Genomic DNA, 20,155 nt, shown 5'->3' with positions numbered 1-20,155 from the left:
CCTCACATTATAATTCGGACTTTTGAACAAAGTTCTTGAATGGTACGAGCCCTATATTCTTCTATAGAAAAATCGTTTAAATCTCGATCAGATATTCCCGCATGACTATTTAACAATAAAAAAGCAAGATGCCCCATTTGGGACTTAAAAATCATCGAGTTGCATTCTTCATTGGTAATACCGGTAATTAAGCCCATATTTAAGCCGAACTTTATTTTAAAAACTATGTCGGCAGCTTCCTTAAAATCCATAAGTTTTGCACTTTGAGCTACAGCTATAGCTCTTCTAAGCATATCTTCAACCTTCAATCTATTTTCATCTAGAAAAGTTTTTTTCTTCTCTCTTTCAATTTCGATTATGGAATTTACACAGGAAATAAAATCCGCAGTCTGAATCTCTTCATTATCGCCTGCAGATACGGCATTTGAAATCAAAAAAAGAGCTCCTATGGAATTCTTAGAATTAGGCGAGTAGTAACCTGCAACATTGAGATTGCTTTGCTTTGTTAATTCCAAGACTGAACCCAGGCAGTTGGAATAAAGGATTCCCGGAAAAGAGCATAAAACCGAAAACTTCAGTCCCGTTCCTATCCCCATAAGATTGGAAGTTAAAAAACCTAGGTCTCTATCTTCGGCAAATTTAATTTTTTCTCTCATTTTGACTTCCATAAAGGAAGACCTTGCACAGACTTCTTCCGGATCCATTCCGGCAGCAAAAGAACTTATGTTTATATGATCTTCAAGGTTCAAGCCTATATAAAGAGAGCCGTTTTCGTGCACCAAAACAGCCTTTTCTATCTTTTCAGGCATATCGGGAATAATAATTCCTTTTTCTTCAAGCAGCTTAACGGAAAGCGGATCTATTGTTCTAAGTTTTAACTTTTTAAAATAAGCGGAATCTCCCAAAGTGCAAAAAAAAGAAAAAACAAGGGAAACAACATCAACAGAGTCGGAAATATTAATTTTATTTGGGAACAAAAAACCGGATATATTGCGGGCTATATCACAACGGCTGTATAGGACTACATCGGTATCGGGACCGTTTTCCGTATACCAACCGTCAAATTTTGATATCATGGTTTTTCTCCAAAGCTTTGATCTCATCCCTTAAAGCGGCAGCCCTCTCATAATCTTCAGTTTCGACAGCTTTTTTTAGCTCTTCATGTAATTCTTCAGAACTATGAGTTTCAAAAAAGGTTTCGGAAGACTGCTCATCCGTGATAAAGCCGGAATACTTTAGATTTTTTTTCTTTTTTCCCAATATTTCCATAATTTCGGCTTTAAAAAATGAAAAACACTCCGGGCATCCCATCATTTTTTTAGATTCGATTTCTCTAAAACTTAATCCGCATATAGGGCATTGCTCCGATTTTCTGCCGTCATCATTATCATTAGCTTCAAGGATTTTTGTTATGGAAATATCGATAGTTTTAGAAAACATACCAAATCCGAGCCTTTGTGAGCAAGCCGGACACAGATAAATATTTTTAGTCACACCGTCTGCAACTTGTTCCACAGAAATTTTAGCCTCATTTAACTTACACATATCGCAAATCATAATTTCCTCATAATTTCTATTGGCTTTTCTCTTCCTGCCCGTACTGCAGGAATCAAACACACTACTACTGATAATATTAACATAGAAACGGCTATTATGTAAAGGTCAAAAAGGTTTAATTTTACAGGAATATGCTCCAAATAATAGGCAGGGTCTAAAAGGTGAATTTCAAGAGGCTTTCCTGCTCCATAAAAGAAGGTATAAAAAACGTTTTGAATATGGTTTAAAATTTTTTCTGCATAGGCAAAGATTTCGTTTATATGTATGGCGGCTAAAATTCCTAATGGCATTCCTAAAATAATTCCGCCTAAGCTTGTTAAAAGACCGGCAAGCAAAAAAGCAAGGCTTATAGACGATGGATGGGCTCCGGCAGCCTTTAGTATGGCAATCTCCCTTCTTCGCTCCATTACAAGCATAACAATTGCCGATGAAATATTGGCAGAAGCGACTAAAACTATTAAAAACATTATAAACATCAGTATATTTTTTGTAGTCTTAAAGGAGGTAAAGGCAGGGCGGTTTAAGTCGGCCCAAGAATAGATGGAAAAAGTTTCGGGTAGTATCGAGCTTAATTTTAATTGAAGCGCCTGCATCTTATCTTCATCAAACGGATTCTTGGTCGAAACCACTATTGAGGTCAAAGAAGAAGTCAACGGCATAATCTTCAGCCCCTCTTCCAATGGAATAAAAACCCATAGAGCATCCAGTTCTTGATAGCCTGAAGATATAAGACCAGAAATTTTAAATGCACTTACGCGGGGAATTGTTTTACCTTTTTCGTTTTTATTTAAGGTTATAATTCTGCATGTATCCCCTACTTTTAAGCCGAGCTTCTCAGCTATAGCTGTTCCCAAAATTGCAGACTTATTATTTTCAAATTCGAGAGAACCGGATATGACTTTTATAAGATTAAGAGCCCTGATATTTTGAGTAAAGAATTCAGGTTCGACTGCACGGATTGCACCGCCGCTTCTTCCGTTTTTACCGATAACCAAACCGTTTCCCTGCCTCTCAATCCAAGCGTTTTCAACAAAGTTTCCCTCATCAAACTCAAGAATTAACGAGCGGATATTTTTTTCTGTTTCGGCATTTTTATAGCTTGATATCGACCTCATATTTATAGCTTGCAGATGTCCCGTTCCAAGCTCGATTGTGCGGGAAGTTATTCCTTGAATCATACCGTCAGAGACAACCAAAACTACAATAAGGGGAACTATACTTATGCCTATCCCTAAAACGGCACCGAATAAACTTTTACGGGCATTGGAAACCGTCTTTCCCGAACCTATACCTAAAAATCTAAATGACATTTTTATAAAGACTAAATTTTTCATACTTCTTCCAAATTGCCCTTATAAAGTTTATAAGAAATATCCGTCATTGAGGCGATATTTTGATCATGGGTAACAAGAACCAAGGTCTTTTTGTGTTTATCGACTACAGAAAATAAAAGGTTTTGAACAGTCTCGGCATTGGCAGGGTCTAGGTTTCCCGTAGGCTCATCAGCAAGAATAAGAGAGGGACTGTTTATCAAAGAGCGGGCAACAGCAACCCTCTGTCTTTCGCCTCCCGATAGCTGAGACGGAAAATGATTTTTACGTTCGGCTAATTTTACATCCTCCAAAAGGGAGAGAGCTTTTTCTTTTATTTCTTTTTTTGATCTTCCTGCAATAAGGGCGGGAAGCATTACGTTTTCAAGAGCGGTAAAATCTTTTAATAAATAATGAAATTGAAAAACCAAACCCAAAAAGGAACTTCGATATTCGGTGAGAGATTTTTCATCAAGCGAATGAACCTTATAAGAACCAGCAATAATCTCGCCGCTGTCAGCCGATTCAAGACCGCCCAGTATATTTAAAAAGGTACTTTTACCCGAACCGGACTCTCCGGTAATCGAAATCTTTTTCCCCTCTTCGATAGAAAAATTCAGTTTATCGAATATTACAAGTTTTTCACTTGCTGAAGAAAATGTTTTGGTTAAACCGGAAATTAAAACTATATCCTTACTCATAGCGTAATACCTCCGCCGGCTTTAATTTCAATATCCGTCTCGCAGCTATCATAGCCGCAGCGGATGAGGAAAAAACGCCGAACAAAAAAATCAATAAAATCTCATTAAAAAATATTCTAACCGGAACGGTCTCCATATAAAAATAAACCGGACTAAATACGAAAAAATCCGCATCGGAAGAATTTTGAAGCAATATGGATACAAAATTCAAAACCGAATTTACTATATTTTCTATTAAATTAAAAATAGAATTTATTTGAACCGAGAGCAACAGCCCTAATAAAAGACCGGCACTTGCACCTATCAAACCTATTGTAAAACCGTTTGCAATAAAAAGGGCCTGTATATGTTTGGAGTAAGCGCCAAGGGAAGCAAGAACGGAAATTTCTTCCCTCCTCTCATAAATTGAACGCCGCATTCCGTTATAAATATTAACCGACACAACCAAAAAAATTAAGATGACCAAAAGCATCATCATATTTTTTTCTATTCTGAGCGCTCCGAAAAAAGCATGATTATAAGTACGCCATGATTCCGCTTTTAAATTAATGGATGAAGCATTTAGGGAAGATATATAGGCAGCATCATTGTTTTGGTTTTGTAGTTTGACGGAGGCATATAGCTTCGACTCTTTTCCGAATAAGTTTTCTCCGTTTTCTAAAGACATAAAGGCAAAGGACGAGTCGACCTCATAATATCCCGTTTTAAAAATACCCGTAACAATTAAGTCTTGATTTTCAGGAAAAAGGCTTGTTTCGGATGAACCTGACACGGCTATAATATTTACATTATCGCCAACCTTTACGCCGAGCTGGCGGGCCAACTCGTAACCCAAAATCACAGAATCTTTTTCCAAGATATTAAAAGAACCGGAAGTTATTTTTAAGGCAGAGGCAAGTCCTTTGTCTTTTTGCATTATATCTTCTTCTACAGAACGGATTAAAACGCCGTGCTGCTTGCCGTAATTTCCCTGCATAAGAGTTTGAGATTCTTGAAAAATAAAAAAAGCCTTATGGAGGTTTAAATTTTCGGCTTCTTTTAGATCTTCTTTTTCGCCATATAACCTTATATGTCCCGAACTAACTTGCAGGATTGTATCTATATATCCCATCTGAAGACCGTTCATTATGGATAAAACAACAGTCAAGACCATTACACCGAAGGCAATCCCCAAAACAGAAAAAAGAGTAGAGATGGAAGAGCGTCCCTTTGTATCTGCTGAATTAAATCTATTTAAAACAAAAAAAATCCATCCATAATTATTCTTTTTCATTTTATATTTCTTCCTCTATTACACCGACTTCTTTTCCATATTCGAATAAATGAACTATCTTTTTATCCGTCATATATTCCGTGTAAGAAATTTTATTTCCGTTCACAAAGTCGGTTTTAGATTTTGTTTTATTTTCAGGCCCGTATTCATATTTTGAAATATATTCGGTTCCTTCTTTTTTTAAAAAGGACTCTATCAATAAATTGTTTTCGTTATAAGTATAAATATTTTTTTCAAGCTCGTTTTTGCCTTCCGCATCGTAAATGATTTTTTCGGTTTCCATTCTTTTTTTATTATATTTTATTTTGATAAGTTTATCCGATAAAAAAATATCACAAGATTCAAGATAACCGTCTTTGTAGGTATATGCTTTTTTTTCTATAAGTTTATCTTTTTCATATAGAACGGAAATAAGAGGCCTGCCCTTATCATCCAGTTCTTCAAAAAACCATCGGTCTCCAAAACAAGCTGTAAGTCCGGAGCTTTGAATGGAATAAAATCCCTTATCTGATTCTTCCGGATCTTTTTTGTTTTCGGATAAATTTTTATTTTCGGTTTCTGTACCGGAAGGCACTGTAGTATCGGCATTTTCGGTTTCAGGCAAATTCTGATTTTCCGTTTCTGTCGCAGGAGGAGATTGAACATCAGAATTTTCCGATCCGTCTGCAAAAATAAAAAGAGAGTATAAAATAAAAACAAAACATAATATTTTTTTTAAACTCATTTATATTTTTCCGATAAATTCCTTTACATAGTTTTCAGCCGAAAAAGGCGATATGTTTTCGTACTTTTCTCCGGTTCCGACAAAAAGCATAGGAAGGTTAAGCTCTTTTCCTGCCGTAACGGCAACACCGCCCTTCGCCGTAGAATCATACTTTGTTAAAAAGACTGCATCAACTCCTATGGCCTCATGGAAAACTTCAGCCTGCCTTAGACCGTTTTGACCGGTAGTTGCATCCAATACCAATATCTTTTTATAGCAGCCTTCAGAAGCCTTTGTCTTTGCAATCCTGTCGATTTTTTGAAGTTCCCTAACCAAATTTTCTTTATTGTGAAGCCGTCCTGCCGTATCTGCAAGGACAAGGCCGCCGCCTGATGAAGCCATTGCATCTCCTGCATCAAAGATGACTGCCCCCGGATCTCCCCCATGCTGATGCGCGACAACCCTCACATCATTTTTTTCTCCATGGAATTTTAATTGCTCTATGGCAGCAGCTCTAAAAGTATCTCCGGCGGCCAAAATGATGGGCGTACCGTATTTTTCTTTATAATAATGAGCCATCTTTCCTATTGAAGTTGTTTTTCCTACACCGTTTACACCTAAAACAAGATAAATAGAAACCTTATCTTTCTCAGGAACTAAAGAAGTTACCTTGACATAGGGTAATAAAATATTATAAAGACCGTTTAAAACATCATCTTCAGAAACAAGTTTTTCCTTTTTACATAACTCTCTTAAAGAAGTTTCAATTTCGAGGGCTGTCTTTGCACCTATATCTCCTTCTATAAGTGTATCGGTTAAATCTTCAAAAAAAGATTCATCCGGCCCCTTATATAAACCGAATAGTTTTTTTAATCCGGCAGCAAAACTTTTATTTTTCATTTTTATTCTCCTCATCTTTAATTGCCGTATCTTTATCGTTAACTACAGTATCTTTATCAATATTAACATCTTGATAAACAGGTTCAGCATAATTAGGTTTTATTTTCCGCGGTAAGGCTCTATCTGCCTTTACCAGATAGATTATCAACTGTACAAAATAATTAATACCCAAAGCAATCGTAAGTCCTTGAAGAATATTTTGGGTCAGTACGAGTTTATTTATACGATCTGCTTCGGATTGTGTATAAGGAAGTTTACCGCTTTTAAAAGCGTATACTTGATCATCTACTTTAGAATTTAAAATCATCGTTATAGGCAGACTTATATACAAAGCCCCTAAAGACCAATATAAAATTTTCCGTTGAGTTTCTATCGAATCTTTTACATTTTTTTTATTTAATTTGATAATCATGTTTTGAACATTTTGAGGAGAAAAAGTGTTATTCTTCGGCTCAAGAACACCGAAAGTATGCACACCATTTTCCTCAAATTCAAAAATCGACTTCATCTTAGGTATAGTTATAATTCCGGGAATGCGAATAGAGTATTGCGATTTAAAAAATAAATTGGGAGAAGCACTTTTAAGATTAAAACCGATTGCCATAGATTCTTCTTTTTTTAAATTAATTTTTAAGGTATAGGCAGCCTTATTTTTTAATTCCAGTTTTTTTGTTTCTTCAACATAATCTTGAGCAGAAGCTCCTATTTGATAAAATCCTTCACGCAGCATTATAGGTTTTGAAAAATCCCGTATCAGCTCACCGTCAATATAAACCTTTGCATTTTTAGGATTAACATCAAAAAATACTTTTACTTCTTTTGTATTTTGAATAATCATGTATATTTGCCGCACCATCATTTCTACGACTTTTTCAACATCATCATATCTTCCGGCCCCTGAAAATTCGTGAACCTTCATTCCGGGAATCCCCATATCCAAATAAGCGGTTATAACCATGTAGCCTGAAATATCTTTTACCGAGCCGTAAATAAGAGCCGAGATATTTTCTTTTTTTAAACTTTCGCCTATGTCGGCATTTTCAGACAGCTTATATAAAGATTCTCCATACTTCCATAAGTTTATATTTTTAGGATGACTTGAAGTAAAAAAACGGGTTTCTTCAATTTTGATATCTATATCGGCTTCATAAATACTTTTTTCTTTTTTTAAAATTTCTTCCGTAAGTTTTTTCTCTTTTTCATCTTTTATTTTTTTGTCTTCCACCGACAAAAAAAGCTCATCTCTGTCTTTAATAAGTTTTGCCCTTTCTTTTATAAGCCTGAGCTTTTTATTTGAAGCTTCCATAATAGCTCTCATTTTTTTTTCTTCAAATGGGACTATCCTTTTTGCTCCGGTATCCATGTAGATTAAAAACATTTCAGGCACTATCGTTTTATAACTTTGATAAGAGGAAGGAAGTCCCTCCGTTTTAAATTCGGAAACGGCAATAGTCCAATCGGAATTTTCATCTTCATTATTTTGTGAAAATAAAAAGGAAACTATAAAAAAAAATGCGGATAAAAAAATAAGTTTTTTCAATTTAAAGGAGAATCTCATAAGCAATTTATAACTCCTTTTTCGGTAAATGGACATAGTAAAAAATCCGAGGCGCCGCAGATAAGAGCTTTTTCTGCAAGGCCTTCATCCCCGATTGAAGAAATAACAACAAATTGGGTATGAGGGCTTTTTTTTCTAAAAGAAGCCGTATCCGTAAAAAGGCTTGAATCAAAAAAAACGAGGCGGACATCTTCATTTGTTAGTGTATGCAAAAGAGAAACTTGAGGCAAAATCTTAATTGTTTCGTTTACATGCGAAAGACATATTGCTCTTATATCGGCTGCCAAAAATTCGGATTTGCATACAATACATATCATAAAGCATCGTCCTCATCAATACTCATATCTTCAATCTTCGTATTTAAAAAGCTGTTTATAAATTCGTCTATTTCTCCATCCATTACAGCTTGAATGTTTCCCGTTTCATACTTTGTTCTGTGATCTTTTACCATTGTGTAAGGCTGAAAAACATAGGAACGGATTTGATTGCCCCAAGAAATACCTTTTTTTTCGGCAGCAAACTTCATGTTCTCTTTTTCTTTTTGTTCTTCATAATAATTATAAAGTCGCGATTTTAGAACATTCATAGCCGTAGCCCTATTGCTGATTTGGCTCCTTTGAGTTTGGCAGGCAACAACTATTCCGGTTGGAATATGGGTAATACGCACGGCCGAGTCGGTTTTGTTTACGTGCTGACCTCCGGCTCCTCCGGCTCTGTATGTGTCGATACGCAAGTCTTCAGGCCTTATATCCACTTCTATCGTATCATCAAGAACCGGAAAAGCAAAGACCGAAGTAAAAGATGTATGCCTCCTGCCGTTGGAATCAAAGGGACTGATACGCACCAACCTATGAATCCCCGTTTCGCTTTTTAAAAGGCCGAAGGCAAACTCCCCTGAAATCTGAAATGTTGCAGACTTTATTCCGCCCTCGGCTTCTATTAAATCGATGGTCTCCGTTTTAAAACCTCTGGACTCGCACCAGCGCAAATACATGCGTACCAGCATACCGGCCCAATCGCAGGCTTCAGTTCCCCCTGCCCCTGCATGGACTGTAAGATAGGCATCGTTTTTATCCACCTCGCCTGAAAGCAAGCTCAAGATACTTAATTTTTTATATTTTTCGTAAACTGAGTTATAATTTGAGCCGATTTCTTCAGACAGTTCTTCATTGCCGGATTCTTCCGAAAGCTCCATCAAAACTTCCAAATCGGAAACCTCATCCATTAGCTCCTGCCAAGGATAAATTCTGTTTTTAAGGGCCTTTATCTCGCCCATAATTTTTTCGGCTTTTTTACTGTCATTCCAAAAATCGGGAGCTAAGGTTATAGCTTCTTTTTCGGCTATTTTTGCTTTAACCGCCTCAGGGTCAAAGACGCCCCCAAATATTAGAGATATCGTTTTTTAAGGCTTCTAAATTTGATCTATAGTCTTCCATAAGGTTTAATTCTCCAACTTTTTTGCAGGCGGGCGTACAAGCACCCTCCGCCACTTTTTTTTATAAAGCGTAGTTACGGCAAACACATCCTGAATAGGATATTGATAAAGGCGGACTATATCATAATAGTCGGTAACTCGGTCTATATCCTGCTTTAATGTAACAAGGCCTTCATCGTTTATTGTTACCGATTCCCAACAGGCATGCTGAACCCGCTCAAAGCCGTTGGCCGTTAGAACTTCTGCGAGATGAGAAGCCGATTCCCTTCCACCCGGATCTATAACAACTGAAACAAACATGTATAACAGAATACGACAAAAGGAGAACTTTGTCAAACCCCTAAGCCGGTAAAAATCTTTACTTATTATATACTTATACAAAAAGGGAAAAATGCCGATAAGTGTGGTATGGAAAATAGAAAAAACTTTGTTGAGGAACTTTCGGTAATCCTTGAAACAAAAAGAAATGAGTTTAATTCTCAAATTCTTCCCAAGGTGAGGGAAAACTACAATATTCAAAGCAGTGCACTTCACGCAGTCAGAAGCACTCTTTTAAAAAAACGGGTCATCCATGATGATCCTTATAAATATGACAGTAAAATGACTGAGGTTGAAATTCCCAGCAAAGAAAATTTTGCAGACTCGGAGAAGGCTAGCGTTATAGGAACCCGCTTGGCCCATTATGAAACAATGCTGGAATTTGTCAACAATTATTATCAGTTTAATACCGAGTTTTTAACTCCCAAAAGAATTTCCATCCTTCTTGAACTAAACAGCACCTTTATTTGGTCGGATTTTACAAATACATCAAATCATACAAATACCCGAGCTATAGCCGATATAATAAATAACCTTTTTAAAAGTCCGGACCAATTATCAAGCAGTCTTTTACGGGATTCTGTAGCCCATCTTGGAAAAAGCGAAACATATATCAATACCCAGCTTAAAAGCCTTTCCATCTTTCACCGTGAAGAATACAAACTTTTAATACGCAGAGAAATTATACCTTCAGTAAAGATAACCAAGGCGGATTGTGCAAATCCTTCAAATATACTAAGGGAAATAAAAAAGATTTTCACCCTAAAGCTCAAGAAAAAGCCTTTTTACACGGATCTTATAGTCGAAATAATCAGAGAAGATTACGGGGATGATTCGGCCATATTACAACAGGAGGTTCTATCCCGCCTTGAAGTTAAACCAAAGGAAAGTTCTTTTGAAAATAAAGAAGTCAACCACAGACCTATTTTAATATCGGGCTTAAAGGTTCTTTCAAATTCCGCTCCTCACTTAAAAGCAGCTCTGGATAAAATAAAATCAAATCAAGAGCTCGTTTATAAATCCGAAAATACAATATTTAGAAAAATTGCTGAAATTTTCAGACAGGTTTTAAAATTGGAGCCTCCTGAAAAGCATATAACAATCATTATTACCGATAATATCAATCAAAATACAAAAAAACAAACAATTAACTATTCCGTTTTTGAAAAAGAAGTGCTTCAAAAGATAGCCTTATTCCAAAGTATTTTGATGCCGAATTCGGTTGTGAATCAAAAAATAAAAACAATGCCGAACGAGCTTCTTTTTAACAGCCTCACAAAATACATAAGCGACAGCAATGAAATCCTAAAACAGCTTGGAGGGCTTGACGAATTTTATAAAAACGTAAAACCTGAGCTTAGAAGCAAAATAAGAGGTATTAAGATAGAAATTACAACAATCACAAATTCGATTATAAAGGCAAACCAATACCGGGCCGAATATCAGACTCTCAGCGAAGAAGTAAGCCAAATGAAAAAACTCGGGGTTATCTAAAGTATAATCCGATTGAATAATAATAAAAAAAACAATATAATATCGGCTATATGAAAAATAAACTATTAGCATTATTTTTGTTTTTACTATCCTTTTGCCTGTTTTCGCAAGAAGACCCAAAAAAAGAACTGAATATTTCCATAAGTTCAGGGATACCAATGCTTCACCCTCATACGGCCTTCGATGCAGGAGAAGCCCAAATCTTAACGGCCCTTTGTGAAGGCCTTTTTGTATATGATCCTTATACATTGCAGCCCGTTCCGGCACTTGCTGAAAAGCACAGTGTTTTAGGCGGAAGAACATGGCGTTTTACAATCAGAAAAGATGCAAAATTTGAAAACGGAAAGCCCATAACGGCTCAAACCTTTGTCGACTCATGGCTGAATCTTTTAAATCCTGCCGGCAACCATCCCTATGCTTCACTTTTAGACTGCATAGATGGAGCCGCCGATTACCGTAACGGAAAACTAAAAAATAAAAATCAGGTGGGAATAAAAGCCGAAAGCGGGCAAGTTCTTTTAATAACCACAAATACAGAAATTGAGCACCTTCCCAATATTCTATGCCATCATGCCTTTTCAGCGGTTGAAACCTCTCAGCTTGAAGCGGCCTTAAAATTTTCTAACATAGAAAGAATAGAAAAATTAAGGGACAGCTTTAAACCCATATCAAGCGGTGCCTATAGGATAAAAAAATTTTCCGAAAAAGAGCTGATTTTGGTAAAAAACGAACACTATTGGGATAAGGATAATGTTCAAATTCCTCAAATAAACCTCTTCCTCGATTTAAACAAGGAAGAAGCTATCGAAAAATTCAATATAGGAAAGATTCATTGGCTTTCAAGAAGCGATGTGATTTCTAAAATAGGAGATCAGCGTTGTGTAAATATCGATCCTCTTTTTGCAACGGATTATTTTTTCTTTAAGACTTCATCTCCGAATATTAAGGCGGCAGAGTTTAGAAAAGCTCTTCTTTTAGCTGTTCCATACGAGGAATTACGCAAGGGCTATCCTATAAAGGCTGAAACTTTGATTTTTCCTCTTGCAGGCTACCCCAAAATTCAGGGTGTAAATGAATATAACCTGCAAAAAGCCCAAGAAATCATAGATAAGCTTAATTTAAACGAAGAACAAAAAAAGGTAGTAATTAAAATACCTGAAAATACATATTATCAAGAATTAGCCGAAATTCTATCGGCCGCATGGGCAAAAATCGGGGTAAAAACCGAAGTTAAGCTTATTTCTTTGAACGCTTATTATAACAGCCTAAAAACAAATGATTACGATTTGGGAACAATCACTTGGATAGGGGACTTCGCAGACCCTCTGGCCTTTTTGGAGATGTTCCGGCCGAATTCCAACCTCAATGACTCGGACTGGAAAAATCAGGAATTTGAAAGAATAATCCTCAAGTCCCATGCCGAAAAAGACTTTAAAAAACGATACGAAATGTTGAGCAAGGCAGAAGAGCTCTTGCTGGGAGAGAGCGTGATTATTCCGATATCCTATAGGTTAAGTGTAAATATTATAGATATTTATTCCATAGGCGGCTGGTATTCAAATGCAATAGATATACATCCATTTAAGTTTATAAAATTTATCAAGCCTCAGCCGGTGCCGGGACTTGTAAAATTAAATAAATAGCTCAAAAAGAAGCGATGAGACTGCGGCAAAAAAAACTTCATTTTTTTACAAAATATGTATTGACATTTTTTGTGATTTGTAATAATATCCATGTCATTGGGCGCTTAGCTCAGCTGGTACGAGCGTCTGGTTTACACCCAGAATGTCGGCGGTTCGATCCCGTCAGCGCCCAATCCTTCCTTTAATCATTCATTACCGCTTTATAAACATTTTTGCAGGAGTTCGGGGTTTCGAAAGGCCTCATCAATAATACGGCTTAACACAGAGCTGTAGCCTTTACCTAGAGCTTTGACTTTTTCAGCGGTTTCGGGTGAAAGCCGGATTGCTACTACCTGTTTTTTTCGAAGTTTGCGCTGTTCTTTGGCTATACGTGCAAATTCCTTTATTTGCTCCTTAGTTAAGGGCGGGCAATCTTCATCGTATACAATGGGCATTTTTGCGGCACGCCTAATCTCTTCAATTTGTTCTTTGGTCGGTTTTTCGTTACCGTGTAAAACCGATGTAACTATTGCCATAAAGTCTCCTTTCCGCTTTTGTGGCGGCTCTTGCGGATATGATCCGTGTTTTTTCTCCTCGTTCGGTGTAAACAACAAACAGCACCTTATCTACCTTTCCTATAGTAATAATACGGTCTTCTGCCCCGCTGTGGTTTATATCGAATAATTCAATTCGGTTGTTATCATTGAAAACGAGTTTTGCAGTTTCAAATGAGATTTTATGTATTTTTATATTACGCTGTTCTTTCTCGTAGTCCCATTCAAAAAACCGCTTTGTTGTTTTTTCGTTTTCCATATTCTTATTATACAATATGTATTACTTTTTGTCAACTTATATAGTTCGGTTTTATAATTCAATTAGCCTGAATCCCACTCCCCCATTGCTGGACAAAAGGTTTATTTTTATGTAAAATAAAGAGAAATGCGGCTTTAAGGAGCATAGAAATAGATGTACAAAAACGATTTTCCATTGCTTATGCAAAATCCTAACATTCATTATTTGGATTCGGCGGCAACAGCACAGAGGCCTATGCCGGTTATAGAAGGCATTAAAGAATATTTTTTACACTCAAACGGAAATGCGGGCCGAGGTTCTCATTCCCTTGCAATAGCTTCTTCTATTTTGGTTGAAGAAACACGAAAAAAAACGGCCGAATTTATCGGAGCCGACAAAATTGAAAGCATTATCTTTACAAAAAATTCTACCGAGGCTCTCAATATAATTGCCTATTGTTACGGCTTATCACAGCTTAAAAGCGGAGATGAAATTTTATTGGCGGTATCAAACCATCATGCAAACCTCGTACCTTGGCAGTTTGTTGCAAAACAAACGGGGGCTGCCGTAAAATTTATCTATCTTAACAAAAACGGCACCTTGGATATAAATGACTTTAAGGCTAAACTTTCCTCTAAAACAAAGGTGGTCGCCATCTCAAGCGTGGTAAATGCTACAGGAATTATAAACCCTGTAGAAGAGGTAATAAAACTAAGCCATGAGAGCGGAGCCGTTGTTGTGGTTGATGCAGCCCAAGCCATTGCTCACTACAAGCAGGACGTATCAGCCCTTGACTGCGACTTTTTAGTTTTTTCGGGACACAAGATTTTTTCGGACTTCGGTGTCGGGGTTCTTTACGGAAAAAAAGAGCTCTTGGACAAGATGCCGCCTTTTTTATACGGCGGAGATATGATAAACTTTGTTTCAGAAGAATCAAGCGAGTTTAAGGAAGCCCCCTACAAATACGAAGGCGGCACCCACGATACAGCTGCCATAGTTTCTCTTAAAAATGCAATAGAATATATCGAAAAAATCGGTTATGACAATATAGAAAAAACCGTAAAAGAATTGGACTCTTATGCTCTTTCCGAATTAAAAAAACTTGACTTTGTAGAAACCTACGGCACCGATGCTGAGGAGAGGGCGGGTATAATAGCCTTTAATGTAAAAGACGTGCACTCGCATGACACCTCCTACATCTTAAACGAATACGGCGTTATGGTTCGAAGCGGACATCATTGTACGCAGCCCCTGATGGCTTACCTAAATATAAATTCCTGCTGCCGTGCAAGTTTTTCTATTTTCAACACCAAGGAAGACATAGACGTTATGATTACAGCCTTAAAAAAAGTAAAAAGCGTTTTTTTAAAGGATTAGAAAAACTTAAAAATAATATCGATAAGGAACATAAATGGACATAGATACAATTTATCAGGAAATGATTTTAGAATACTCCCGAAAAAAAGAAAACTGCCGCGAACTTTCGGGCGAAGGAGTAAAGATAGAAAGAGGTCATAATCCTTCATGCGGTGATGACCTTACTCTGCTTATCAGGGAAAAAGATGGAATCATAGAAGAGGCTTCTTTTTTAGGAAGGGGCTGCGCCATTTCTACAGCCTCTACAAATATGCTGATTGAACTTATAAAAGGAAAAAAAGCCGAAGAAGGAAAACGCAAAGTAGAAATATTTTTTAAGATGATGAACGGAAAAGAAATTTCGGAAGAAGAAAAAGAAGAATTGGAAGATGCGCAAATCTTGGAATACTTTGCCGAAATGCCGGCACGTATAAAATGTGCAACTTTAAGCTGGCACAGTGCCGATGTTCTTTTAAACGAAAAAAAGTGAGACTTGTTGTAAGGGACTGTGTAAAAACAAAGTCCCTTTTTAAAAAAAATCAAGTAAATCTTATTTTTCGATATCGCTTGATTTTACTTTTACCACATGGCCGGGTCCTGCATCAAAGATAATTAAAAAGTCTTTTACTTTGATATCGGCGTACTTAATTGTAATCTCACCCTTTTTATCGAGTTTACCGGTAAATAGAACTTTCTTTTTTGCATCTTTTTCCTTAGGGTTTTCGATTCGGATTTCTATGCCGGCGGCAGATGAGCCGTCGGAAAAACCGCCTTCACAGGTAAAGGTTCCGTCACCATTGTCATAGCAATACAACATCGGGGCATGAGCAAACAAAAGAGCTGCTCCCAACACTAAAAAACAAATAAAAATAGCTGTTCTTTTTTTCATTTTTCTTCTCTCCTATCGGCAGATAAACAGTGAGCAATACTTATGCCCAACTGTTTATCATACCTCATATAAAAAGTCTCAATACAATTATTTTTCAACAATACCTTTTAAAATCTTGCGGCAAGATTTTTCAACTCTCTCTGCAATCATTTTGTTTGGTGTATTTGCAGGTATACATGTAGGCTTCTCTTTAATTTTGGAAAAATCTGCATCATTCATACCATACCAAAAATGGAAATGTAAAGGACTTCCGCCAGGGTTAGTAAAAGAAATTATCTTAAACATTCCGGCATCTTTTTTATCCGTAGATACGGCCAAGCCGGGTTTTGCAGCATTTTCGGCAACTCTCTTATAAGCTGCCCTGTAAATTTCTTTTCCGTCCTTATACATGACAAATTCGTTCTTTCCGTTCTCGGTAACAAATTCGATGTGAGTATAAAGCTCTGTTGTTCCGTATGCTTTTTTCATTTCGGCAATGATTTCGGCCTTTGTAAAGTCTCCGCCCTTAGGATTTTTTCCGGCAAATTCTTTGATGATTTTGTCGTAAGCAGCATTAACTTCAGCACTTGTATTATCGTAAATTAAGGAGCTGTTCATCCATTTTCCTTCTTTAGCATAAACGGCAAAGGGTGCAGGAAGTTTGGCAGCACTTGATTCTATCGATTTTTTAAAATTTTCCAAAAGTTTTTCATTGCTTGTCGAACCTGCAACATAGGTAGGCCAATAAGAAGGATCGGCTTTTTTTACAAGGGTATCAATATTCGTTCCGCCGAATCTTACATGCCAGTGAACCTGTCCTCCGTCATGGCTATGAGGATGAGTACAGATCATATACTTGGCCATAGTAAGTCCGCGTACATTTTTTACAGCCTCAAATGTTTCCCAAAAAGAACCTTCATAACCGGGCATAGGAACCTTGCCTAGATATTTATATTCGGCAACGATCTCTTTTTGTTTTCCGTCTGCATCAATAACGGTAAAACTTATCTTATTAGTCCCGTCAAATTTTACCCTTGCAAAAGGCGTCTTTCTTCTTCCTTCAATAGCATCTTTGATACCCTCTTGGGTATAATTTGAATTCTTTGATGCAGCTTCTTTGTATAATTCTTTCAAAGAAGGATCATTTTTTACAACATCCACCGAAACCCATTCACCTTTCCAGGCAGCCAATTCCATTCCGGGAATAAGTTTTTCAACTTCAGCCTTAGCCGACTTAGCGGCTTCAGGCATGGACTTACATGCAGTAAATGCTACCGCAACAGCAATCAAAATAAGTGCAATTTTTGCACCGATTTTTTTATTAGACATAACATCTCCTTAAAATAAAATTATGACTAAATGCTGCCGATTTATATTTAAACAATCGGCAGCAATTTCATTTTTAATAACAGAACTATTTTCCGGTTAATGCTGAAAGAGTTCTTTTTGCGGATCTTTCAATACCGCTAGCTCGGATATCGGCAGGAACATCTACCTTGTAACAGGTAGGGGTACCTCTCTGAGCAGCAATATCCTCTTCGGTTGCTCCGTACCACAAATGGAAGTGATAATTAGGAGCACCATGAACAACTACAAAGGATATAAGAGAGAACATTCCGGCATCTTTCTTTTCGGCTTTCATTGTCATATAAGCCTTTGCCTTGCCGGGCGCAACTCTTACATAGTTTGATCTGAAGATTTCTTTCGAACCTTTAAAAACTATAAGCTCATTTTTTCCGTCTTTTATATTAAACTCAAGATGAGTAAAATCTTTTAAACTGTCATCGCTTTTTTGCAATTCTGCAATAATTTCTGCTCTGGTAAAGTCTCCGCCCTTAGGATTTTTTCCTTCAAACTCTTTGATGAGCTTAGCATAGACATCCATAACCTCTTTGCTTGAATTTTCAAAAACAAGGAGACTATTGATCCACCTTCCGTGTTCTGCATAAGACTTAAAGGGAGCTGCATCCGTCCATTTAGGCATAGTTTCAATTGAAGATTCTGCACCCTTTAACATATCGTTCTTTTTTGTTGAGGCCGGAACAAAGGTAGGCCATGATTTTTCTCCGTTTATAAGCCAATCAAAACCGTAGTAGCCGAAACGAACATGCCAATGAACAGGACCATCTCCGTGTTGATGAGGAGGCATAATAATCATATTTTTTACAGCCTGCAATTCTTTTCCTGGGTTTACCGCTTCAAACGTATACCAAAGTGAACCCTCATAACCGGGAACAGCCTTCGTACCCATGTATTTGTATTCACATACTACATTGGATTTACTACCGTCTTCCTTCTGCATTGTAAGAGTAACCTTATTGGTACCGTTAAATTTCATAGCGGTTACAGAACTTCCATACATATCTTTGACGGCAGCCTTCAAACCGCCTTCAGTATAATAAGGCATCCCTTCAGCAGTCTTCTTATAGGCTGCATTCAATGACGCATCATTCATTACCGTATAAGTAGAAACCCATTTACCTTTCCAAGCTGCAAGTTCTTGTCCTGCTACCAATTTATCGGGACTTACTTCCACTACAGCAGGCATAGACTTACATGCAGTAAAAATAACTGCGAGTGTAACCAGTATAAGTGCAATCTTTGCACCCATTCTTTTATTAACCATAATTAAACTCCTTTAAGTTAATATAAGTTATGTGTAGCTAACTTTTTACTTAAACAAGAAACAACTCTTGGCTTAAAGTAAAAAGGAACTAGCCTTTTTTATTTTCCGCAGAACAACCGCAGCATCCGCAACCGCAGCCGCTCTTAGGATTGATATTTTTTTCTCCGCAGCTGCAGGCCGAAGCCTTACCCTTAAATATCCTGTAATATTTACGGATGAGTAAGAGAATCACACCTGCAACTATAGAAATAGTCAAAACCATTCCTACTGTCATAATGAAGACCTTATTTTACAGGCACTGCCTCAATCCAAAGTACAGCATCCTGTGAAAGTTCTTTACCGGCAAATTCTTTTACATTACCTGCACCGAGGGCAGCAAAGCCCCAGTATCCGGCCTTATGAGGAACAAAGGAGAAGTTTCCGTTTGCATCGGCTAAAATAGTAGCGGCGGCATTTTTTGTTTTTGCCTTCTTCTCAAATTTGCTTTTTTTCATGTTTAAGTCAAAGTTGATATATTCAACTTCAATTTCTGCATTGGGAACAGGCTTGCCTTTTGAGTCTACAACAGTACCTCTGAAAAGTCCGCCTACCCAAACATCATAGGGCTTTACCAATGGCATGATTTCGGGATAACCTTCGGCACATCTTGCACTCCAGTCCGTATCAAGACCTGCCTTATTGATAAAGACCTTGGTAATCTGCTGAATATAGCCGCCTTCGGACTCTTCATAGTAAGGATGAGGAACAGCTACCAAAGCCCAGTCTCCGCCTCCCTTAAAACCGTTATCCTTATTTAAGGTAAGGTCATAGGCTGAAGCCGAATTTTCTGAAGTTGAAAACTCTGTTTTCTTTAATGAGGGAAGAAGATCTTGAATCTTTTCCTTGTGCACGGAAAAGAATTTTTCAAAACCCTTGATTTCTCCGGCCTCGTTTTTACCGATATCCATTGTATGGCCTGATTCTGCAGGATGTGTAAAAACAATCTTAAAATCAACGGAATTGCCTTCAACTACTGAAGTCGGGGTATAAATCATTTGGAAGTGTGCAAATGAAGCCACAGCTACAAAGAATAAAAGTAAAACTATTCCTGTAATTTTTTTCATAGAAACTCTCCTATAAATATTTTAGTCTAAAGACTCATTATCTTAAGTTCAAAAAAGATAGAACCAAAAGTTTTGCTTTAAACTCACGGAAAAATCTTTTTTTTCAAATCCAAATGTAAATCACCGCTTACAATCTATCTTATTCTTTAAAAAAAAGCAAGCCCCCAAAGACGGAACAGCAAACTTTTAATTAAAAATAAATCGGAGATTAAATAAAGAAAATACGAAAAACGCAAGGCATCAGTTTCGCTTATAGAAAAAGCTGACAGTAAAATAGAGTTGCACAATAATGAGTTTTCCGATTTTCCTTCCCTCCGAAGGATTTCGTAATACAAATAGGCAGGTCTCCTGACTTATGATTTAAAGTTTATCGCCTTCCCATATTAACAGTGGCTTATGCCTCCAATACATGAGGCATTATGATAAACAAACTCAATTACAGTAGCGGGGGCTGTGCCGGTTTTTCACCGGTTTCCCTTTTAATCTTAAAAATTAATTTAAGAACCTTATTTGTCTATAACCTTCGGGTAATTATAAAT

At 37.1% G+C, this 20,155-nt stretch carries 22 protein-coding genes, 1 tRNA gene and 1 riboswitch; of the genes, 5 read left to right on the top strand and 18 right to left on the bottom strand.

Going from position 1 to position 20,155, the window contains the following annotated elements; genetic code table 11:
• Window positions 1-2: 2 nt before the first annotated feature.
• The 11 genes from HO345_RS03440 to HO345_RS03390 form a co-directional block, all read right to left on the bottom strand.
• Window positions 3-1,076 carry an ATP--guanido phosphotransferase gene (locus tag HO345_RS03440; protein WP_253683869.1) on the bottom strand — a complete coding sequence of 358 codons (1,074 nt, stop codon included), beginning with the start codon at window positions 1,074-1,076 and terminating at the stop codon, window positions 3-5.
• Window positions 1,060-1,557, bottom strand: a complete 498-nt coding sequence (locus tag HO345_RS03435) for a UvrB/UvrC motif-containing protein (RefSeq protein WP_253683868.1) — start codon at window positions 1,555-1,557, stop codon at window positions 1,060-1,062. Before HO345_RS03435 ends, HO345_RS03440 begins: the two co-directional genes overlap by 17 nt.
• Window positions 1,554-2,891 carry an ABC transporter permease gene (locus HO345_RS03430; protein WP_253683866.1) on the bottom strand — a complete coding sequence of 446 codons (1,338 nt, stop codon included), beginning with the start codon at window positions 2,889-2,891 and terminating at the stop codon, window positions 1,554-1,556. Before HO345_RS03430 ends, HO345_RS03435 begins: the two co-directional genes overlap by 4 nt.
• Window positions 2,888-3,568 carry an ABC transporter ATP-binding protein gene (locus tag HO345_RS03425; RefSeq protein WP_002668339.1) on the bottom strand — a complete coding sequence of 227 codons (681 nt, stop codon included), beginning with the start codon at window positions 3,566-3,568 and terminating at the stop codon, window positions 2,888-2,890. Before HO345_RS03425 ends, HO345_RS03430 begins: the two co-directional genes overlap by 4 nt.
• Complete coding sequence (locus tag HO345_RS03420; RefSeq protein ID WP_253683864.1) at window positions 3,561-4,841, bottom strand: ABC transporter permease; 1,281 nt, start codon at window positions 4,839-4,841, stop codon at window positions 3,561-3,563. Before HO345_RS03420 ends, HO345_RS03425 begins: the two co-directional genes overlap by 8 nt.
• 1 nt (window position 4,842) lies before the next feature.
• Window positions 4,843-5,565, bottom strand: a complete 723-nt coding sequence (locus HO345_RS03415) for a hypothetical protein (protein WP_253683862.1) — start codon at window positions 5,563-5,565, stop codon at window positions 4,843-4,845.
• Complete coding sequence (gene ftsY / locus HO345_RS03410; protein WP_010695830.1) at window positions 5,566-6,444, bottom strand: signal recognition particle-docking protein FtsY; 879 nt, start codon at window positions 6,442-6,444, stop codon at window positions 5,566-5,568.
• Window positions 6,434-8,002: a DUF8525 domain-containing protein gene (locus tag HO345_RS03405; protein WP_366796527.1), complete on the bottom strand. Its 1,569-nt coding sequence runs from the start codon at window positions 8,000-8,002 to the stop codon at window positions 6,434-6,436. The genes ftsY and HO345_RS03405 overlap by 11 nt, the downstream gene beginning before the upstream one ends.
• A complete protein-coding gene (locus tag HO345_RS03400; protein ID WP_253683858.1) occupies window positions 7,999-8,319 on the bottom strand; it encodes a response regulator transcription factor in 321 nt (106 codons plus the stop codon). The genes HO345_RS03405 and HO345_RS03400 overlap by 4 nt, the downstream gene beginning before the upstream one ends.
• Window positions 8,316-9,438, bottom strand: a protein-coding gene (gene prfB, locus HO345_RS03395; RefSeq protein WP_253683857.1) for a peptide chain release factor 2 whose coding sequence is annotated in 2 segments (ribosomal slippage) — window positions 8,316-9,371 and window positions 9,373-9,438 — 1,122 coding nt in all. Because the reading frame shifts where the segments join, the coding sequence is not laid out codon by codon here. Before prfB ends, HO345_RS03400 begins: the two co-directional genes overlap by 4 nt.
• Before the next feature lie 5 nt (window positions 9,439-9,443).
• On the bottom strand, window positions 9,444-9,737 hold the full coding sequence (locus tag HO345_RS03390; protein ID WP_002668328.1) for a hypothetical protein: 294 nt from the start codon (window positions 9,735-9,737) through the stop codon (window positions 9,444-9,446).
• 108 nt (window positions 9,738-9,845) lie between these two features.
• On the opposite strand from HO345_RS03390, the gene HO345_RS03385 reads away from it, so the two are divergent.
• From HO345_RS03385 to HO345_RS03375, 3 genes are all read left to right on the top strand, one after another.
• Complete coding sequence (locus HO345_RS03385) at window positions 9,846-11,249, top strand: TP0584 family protein (RefSeq protein WP_253683855.1); 1,404 nt, start codon at window positions 9,846-9,848, stop codon at window positions 11,247-11,249.
• Window positions 11,250-11,407: 158 nt separating this feature from the next.
• Complete coding sequence (locus HO345_RS03380; protein WP_366796656.1) at window positions 11,408-12,892, top strand: peptide ABC transporter substrate-binding protein; 1,485 nt, start codon at window positions 11,408-11,410, stop codon at window positions 12,890-12,892.
• A 98-nt stretch (window positions 12,893-12,990) separates the two neighbouring features.
• A tRNA-Val gene (locus HO345_RS03375) sits at window positions 12,991-13,064 on the top strand.
• Window positions 13,065-13,092: 28 nt separating this feature from the next.
• On the opposite strand, the gene HO345_RS03370 is transcribed toward HO345_RS03375, so the two are convergent.
• Entirely contained in the window at window positions 13,093-13,407 is a 315-nt protein-coding gene (locus tag HO345_RS03370; protein WP_002679825.1) for a BrnA antitoxin family protein, read from the bottom strand.
• Entirely contained in the window at window positions 13,376-13,684 is a 309-nt protein-coding gene (locus HO345_RS03365; RefSeq protein WP_253683851.1) for a BrnT family toxin, read from the bottom strand. Before HO345_RS03365 ends, HO345_RS03370 begins: the two co-directional genes overlap by 32 nt.
• 153 nt (window positions 13,685-13,837) lie before the next feature.
• Here HO345_RS03365 and HO345_RS03360 point away from each other — a divergent pair, with 153 nt between their 5' ends.
• Both HO345_RS03360 and sufU read left to right on the top strand, forming a co-directional pair.
• Window positions 13,838-15,040: a SufS family cysteine desulfurase gene (locus HO345_RS03360; protein WP_253683849.1), complete on the top strand. Its 1,203-nt coding sequence runs from the start codon at window positions 13,838-13,840 to the stop codon at window positions 15,038-15,040.
• A gap of 34 nt (window positions 15,041-15,074) precedes the next feature.
• Window positions 15,075-15,509 (top strand): Fe-S cluster assembly sulfur transfer protein SufU, encoded by a 435-nt coding sequence (sufU, locus tag HO345_RS03355; RefSeq protein ID WP_253683847.1) that lies wholly within the window; start codon window positions 15,075-15,077, stop codon window positions 15,507-15,509.
• A 60-nt stretch (window positions 15,510-15,569) separates the two neighbouring features.
• On the opposite strand, the gene HO345_RS03350 is transcribed toward sufU, so the two are convergent.
• The 5 genes from HO345_RS03350 to HO345_RS03330 form a co-directional block, all read right to left on the bottom strand.
• On the bottom strand, window positions 15,570-15,908 hold the full coding sequence (locus HO345_RS03350; protein ID WP_253683845.1) for a hypothetical protein: 339 nt from the start codon (window positions 15,906-15,908) through the stop codon (window positions 15,570-15,572).
• Window positions 15,909-15,995: 87 nt separating this feature from the next.
• Window positions 15,996-17,216 (bottom strand): ZinT/AdcA family metal-binding protein, encoded by a 1,221-nt coding sequence (locus tag HO345_RS03345; RefSeq protein ID WP_253683843.1) that lies wholly within the window; start codon window positions 17,214-17,216, stop codon window positions 15,996-15,998.
• 85 nt (window positions 17,217-17,301) lie between these two features.
• Entirely contained in the window at window positions 17,302-18,513 is a 1,212-nt protein-coding gene (locus HO345_RS03340) for a ZinT/AdcA family metal-binding protein (RefSeq protein ID WP_253683842.1), read from the bottom strand.
• An 88-nt stretch (window positions 18,514-18,601) separates the two neighbouring features.
• Complete coding sequence (locus tag HO345_RS03335; RefSeq protein ID WP_010695805.1) at window positions 18,602-18,787, bottom strand: hypothetical protein; 186 nt, start codon at window positions 18,785-18,787, stop codon at window positions 18,602-18,604.
• Window positions 18,788-18,797: 10 nt separating this feature from the next.
• Window positions 18,798-19,616: a DUF4198 domain-containing protein gene (locus HO345_RS03330; protein WP_253683840.1), complete on the bottom strand. Its 819-nt coding sequence runs from the start codon at window positions 19,614-19,616 to the stop codon at window positions 18,798-18,800.
• A gap of 322 nt (window positions 19,617-19,938) precedes the next feature.
• Window positions 19,939-20,140, bottom strand: a riboswitch (cobalamin riboswitch).
• Window positions 20,141-20,155 lie beyond the last annotated feature (15 nt).

The organism is Treponema denticola (assembly GCF_024181645.1).
GTDB lineage: Bacteria > Spirochaetota > Spirochaetia > Treponematales > Treponemataceae > Treponema_B > Treponema_B denticola_A.
This window is presented reverse-complemented; position numbering and strand designations above follow the sequence as displayed.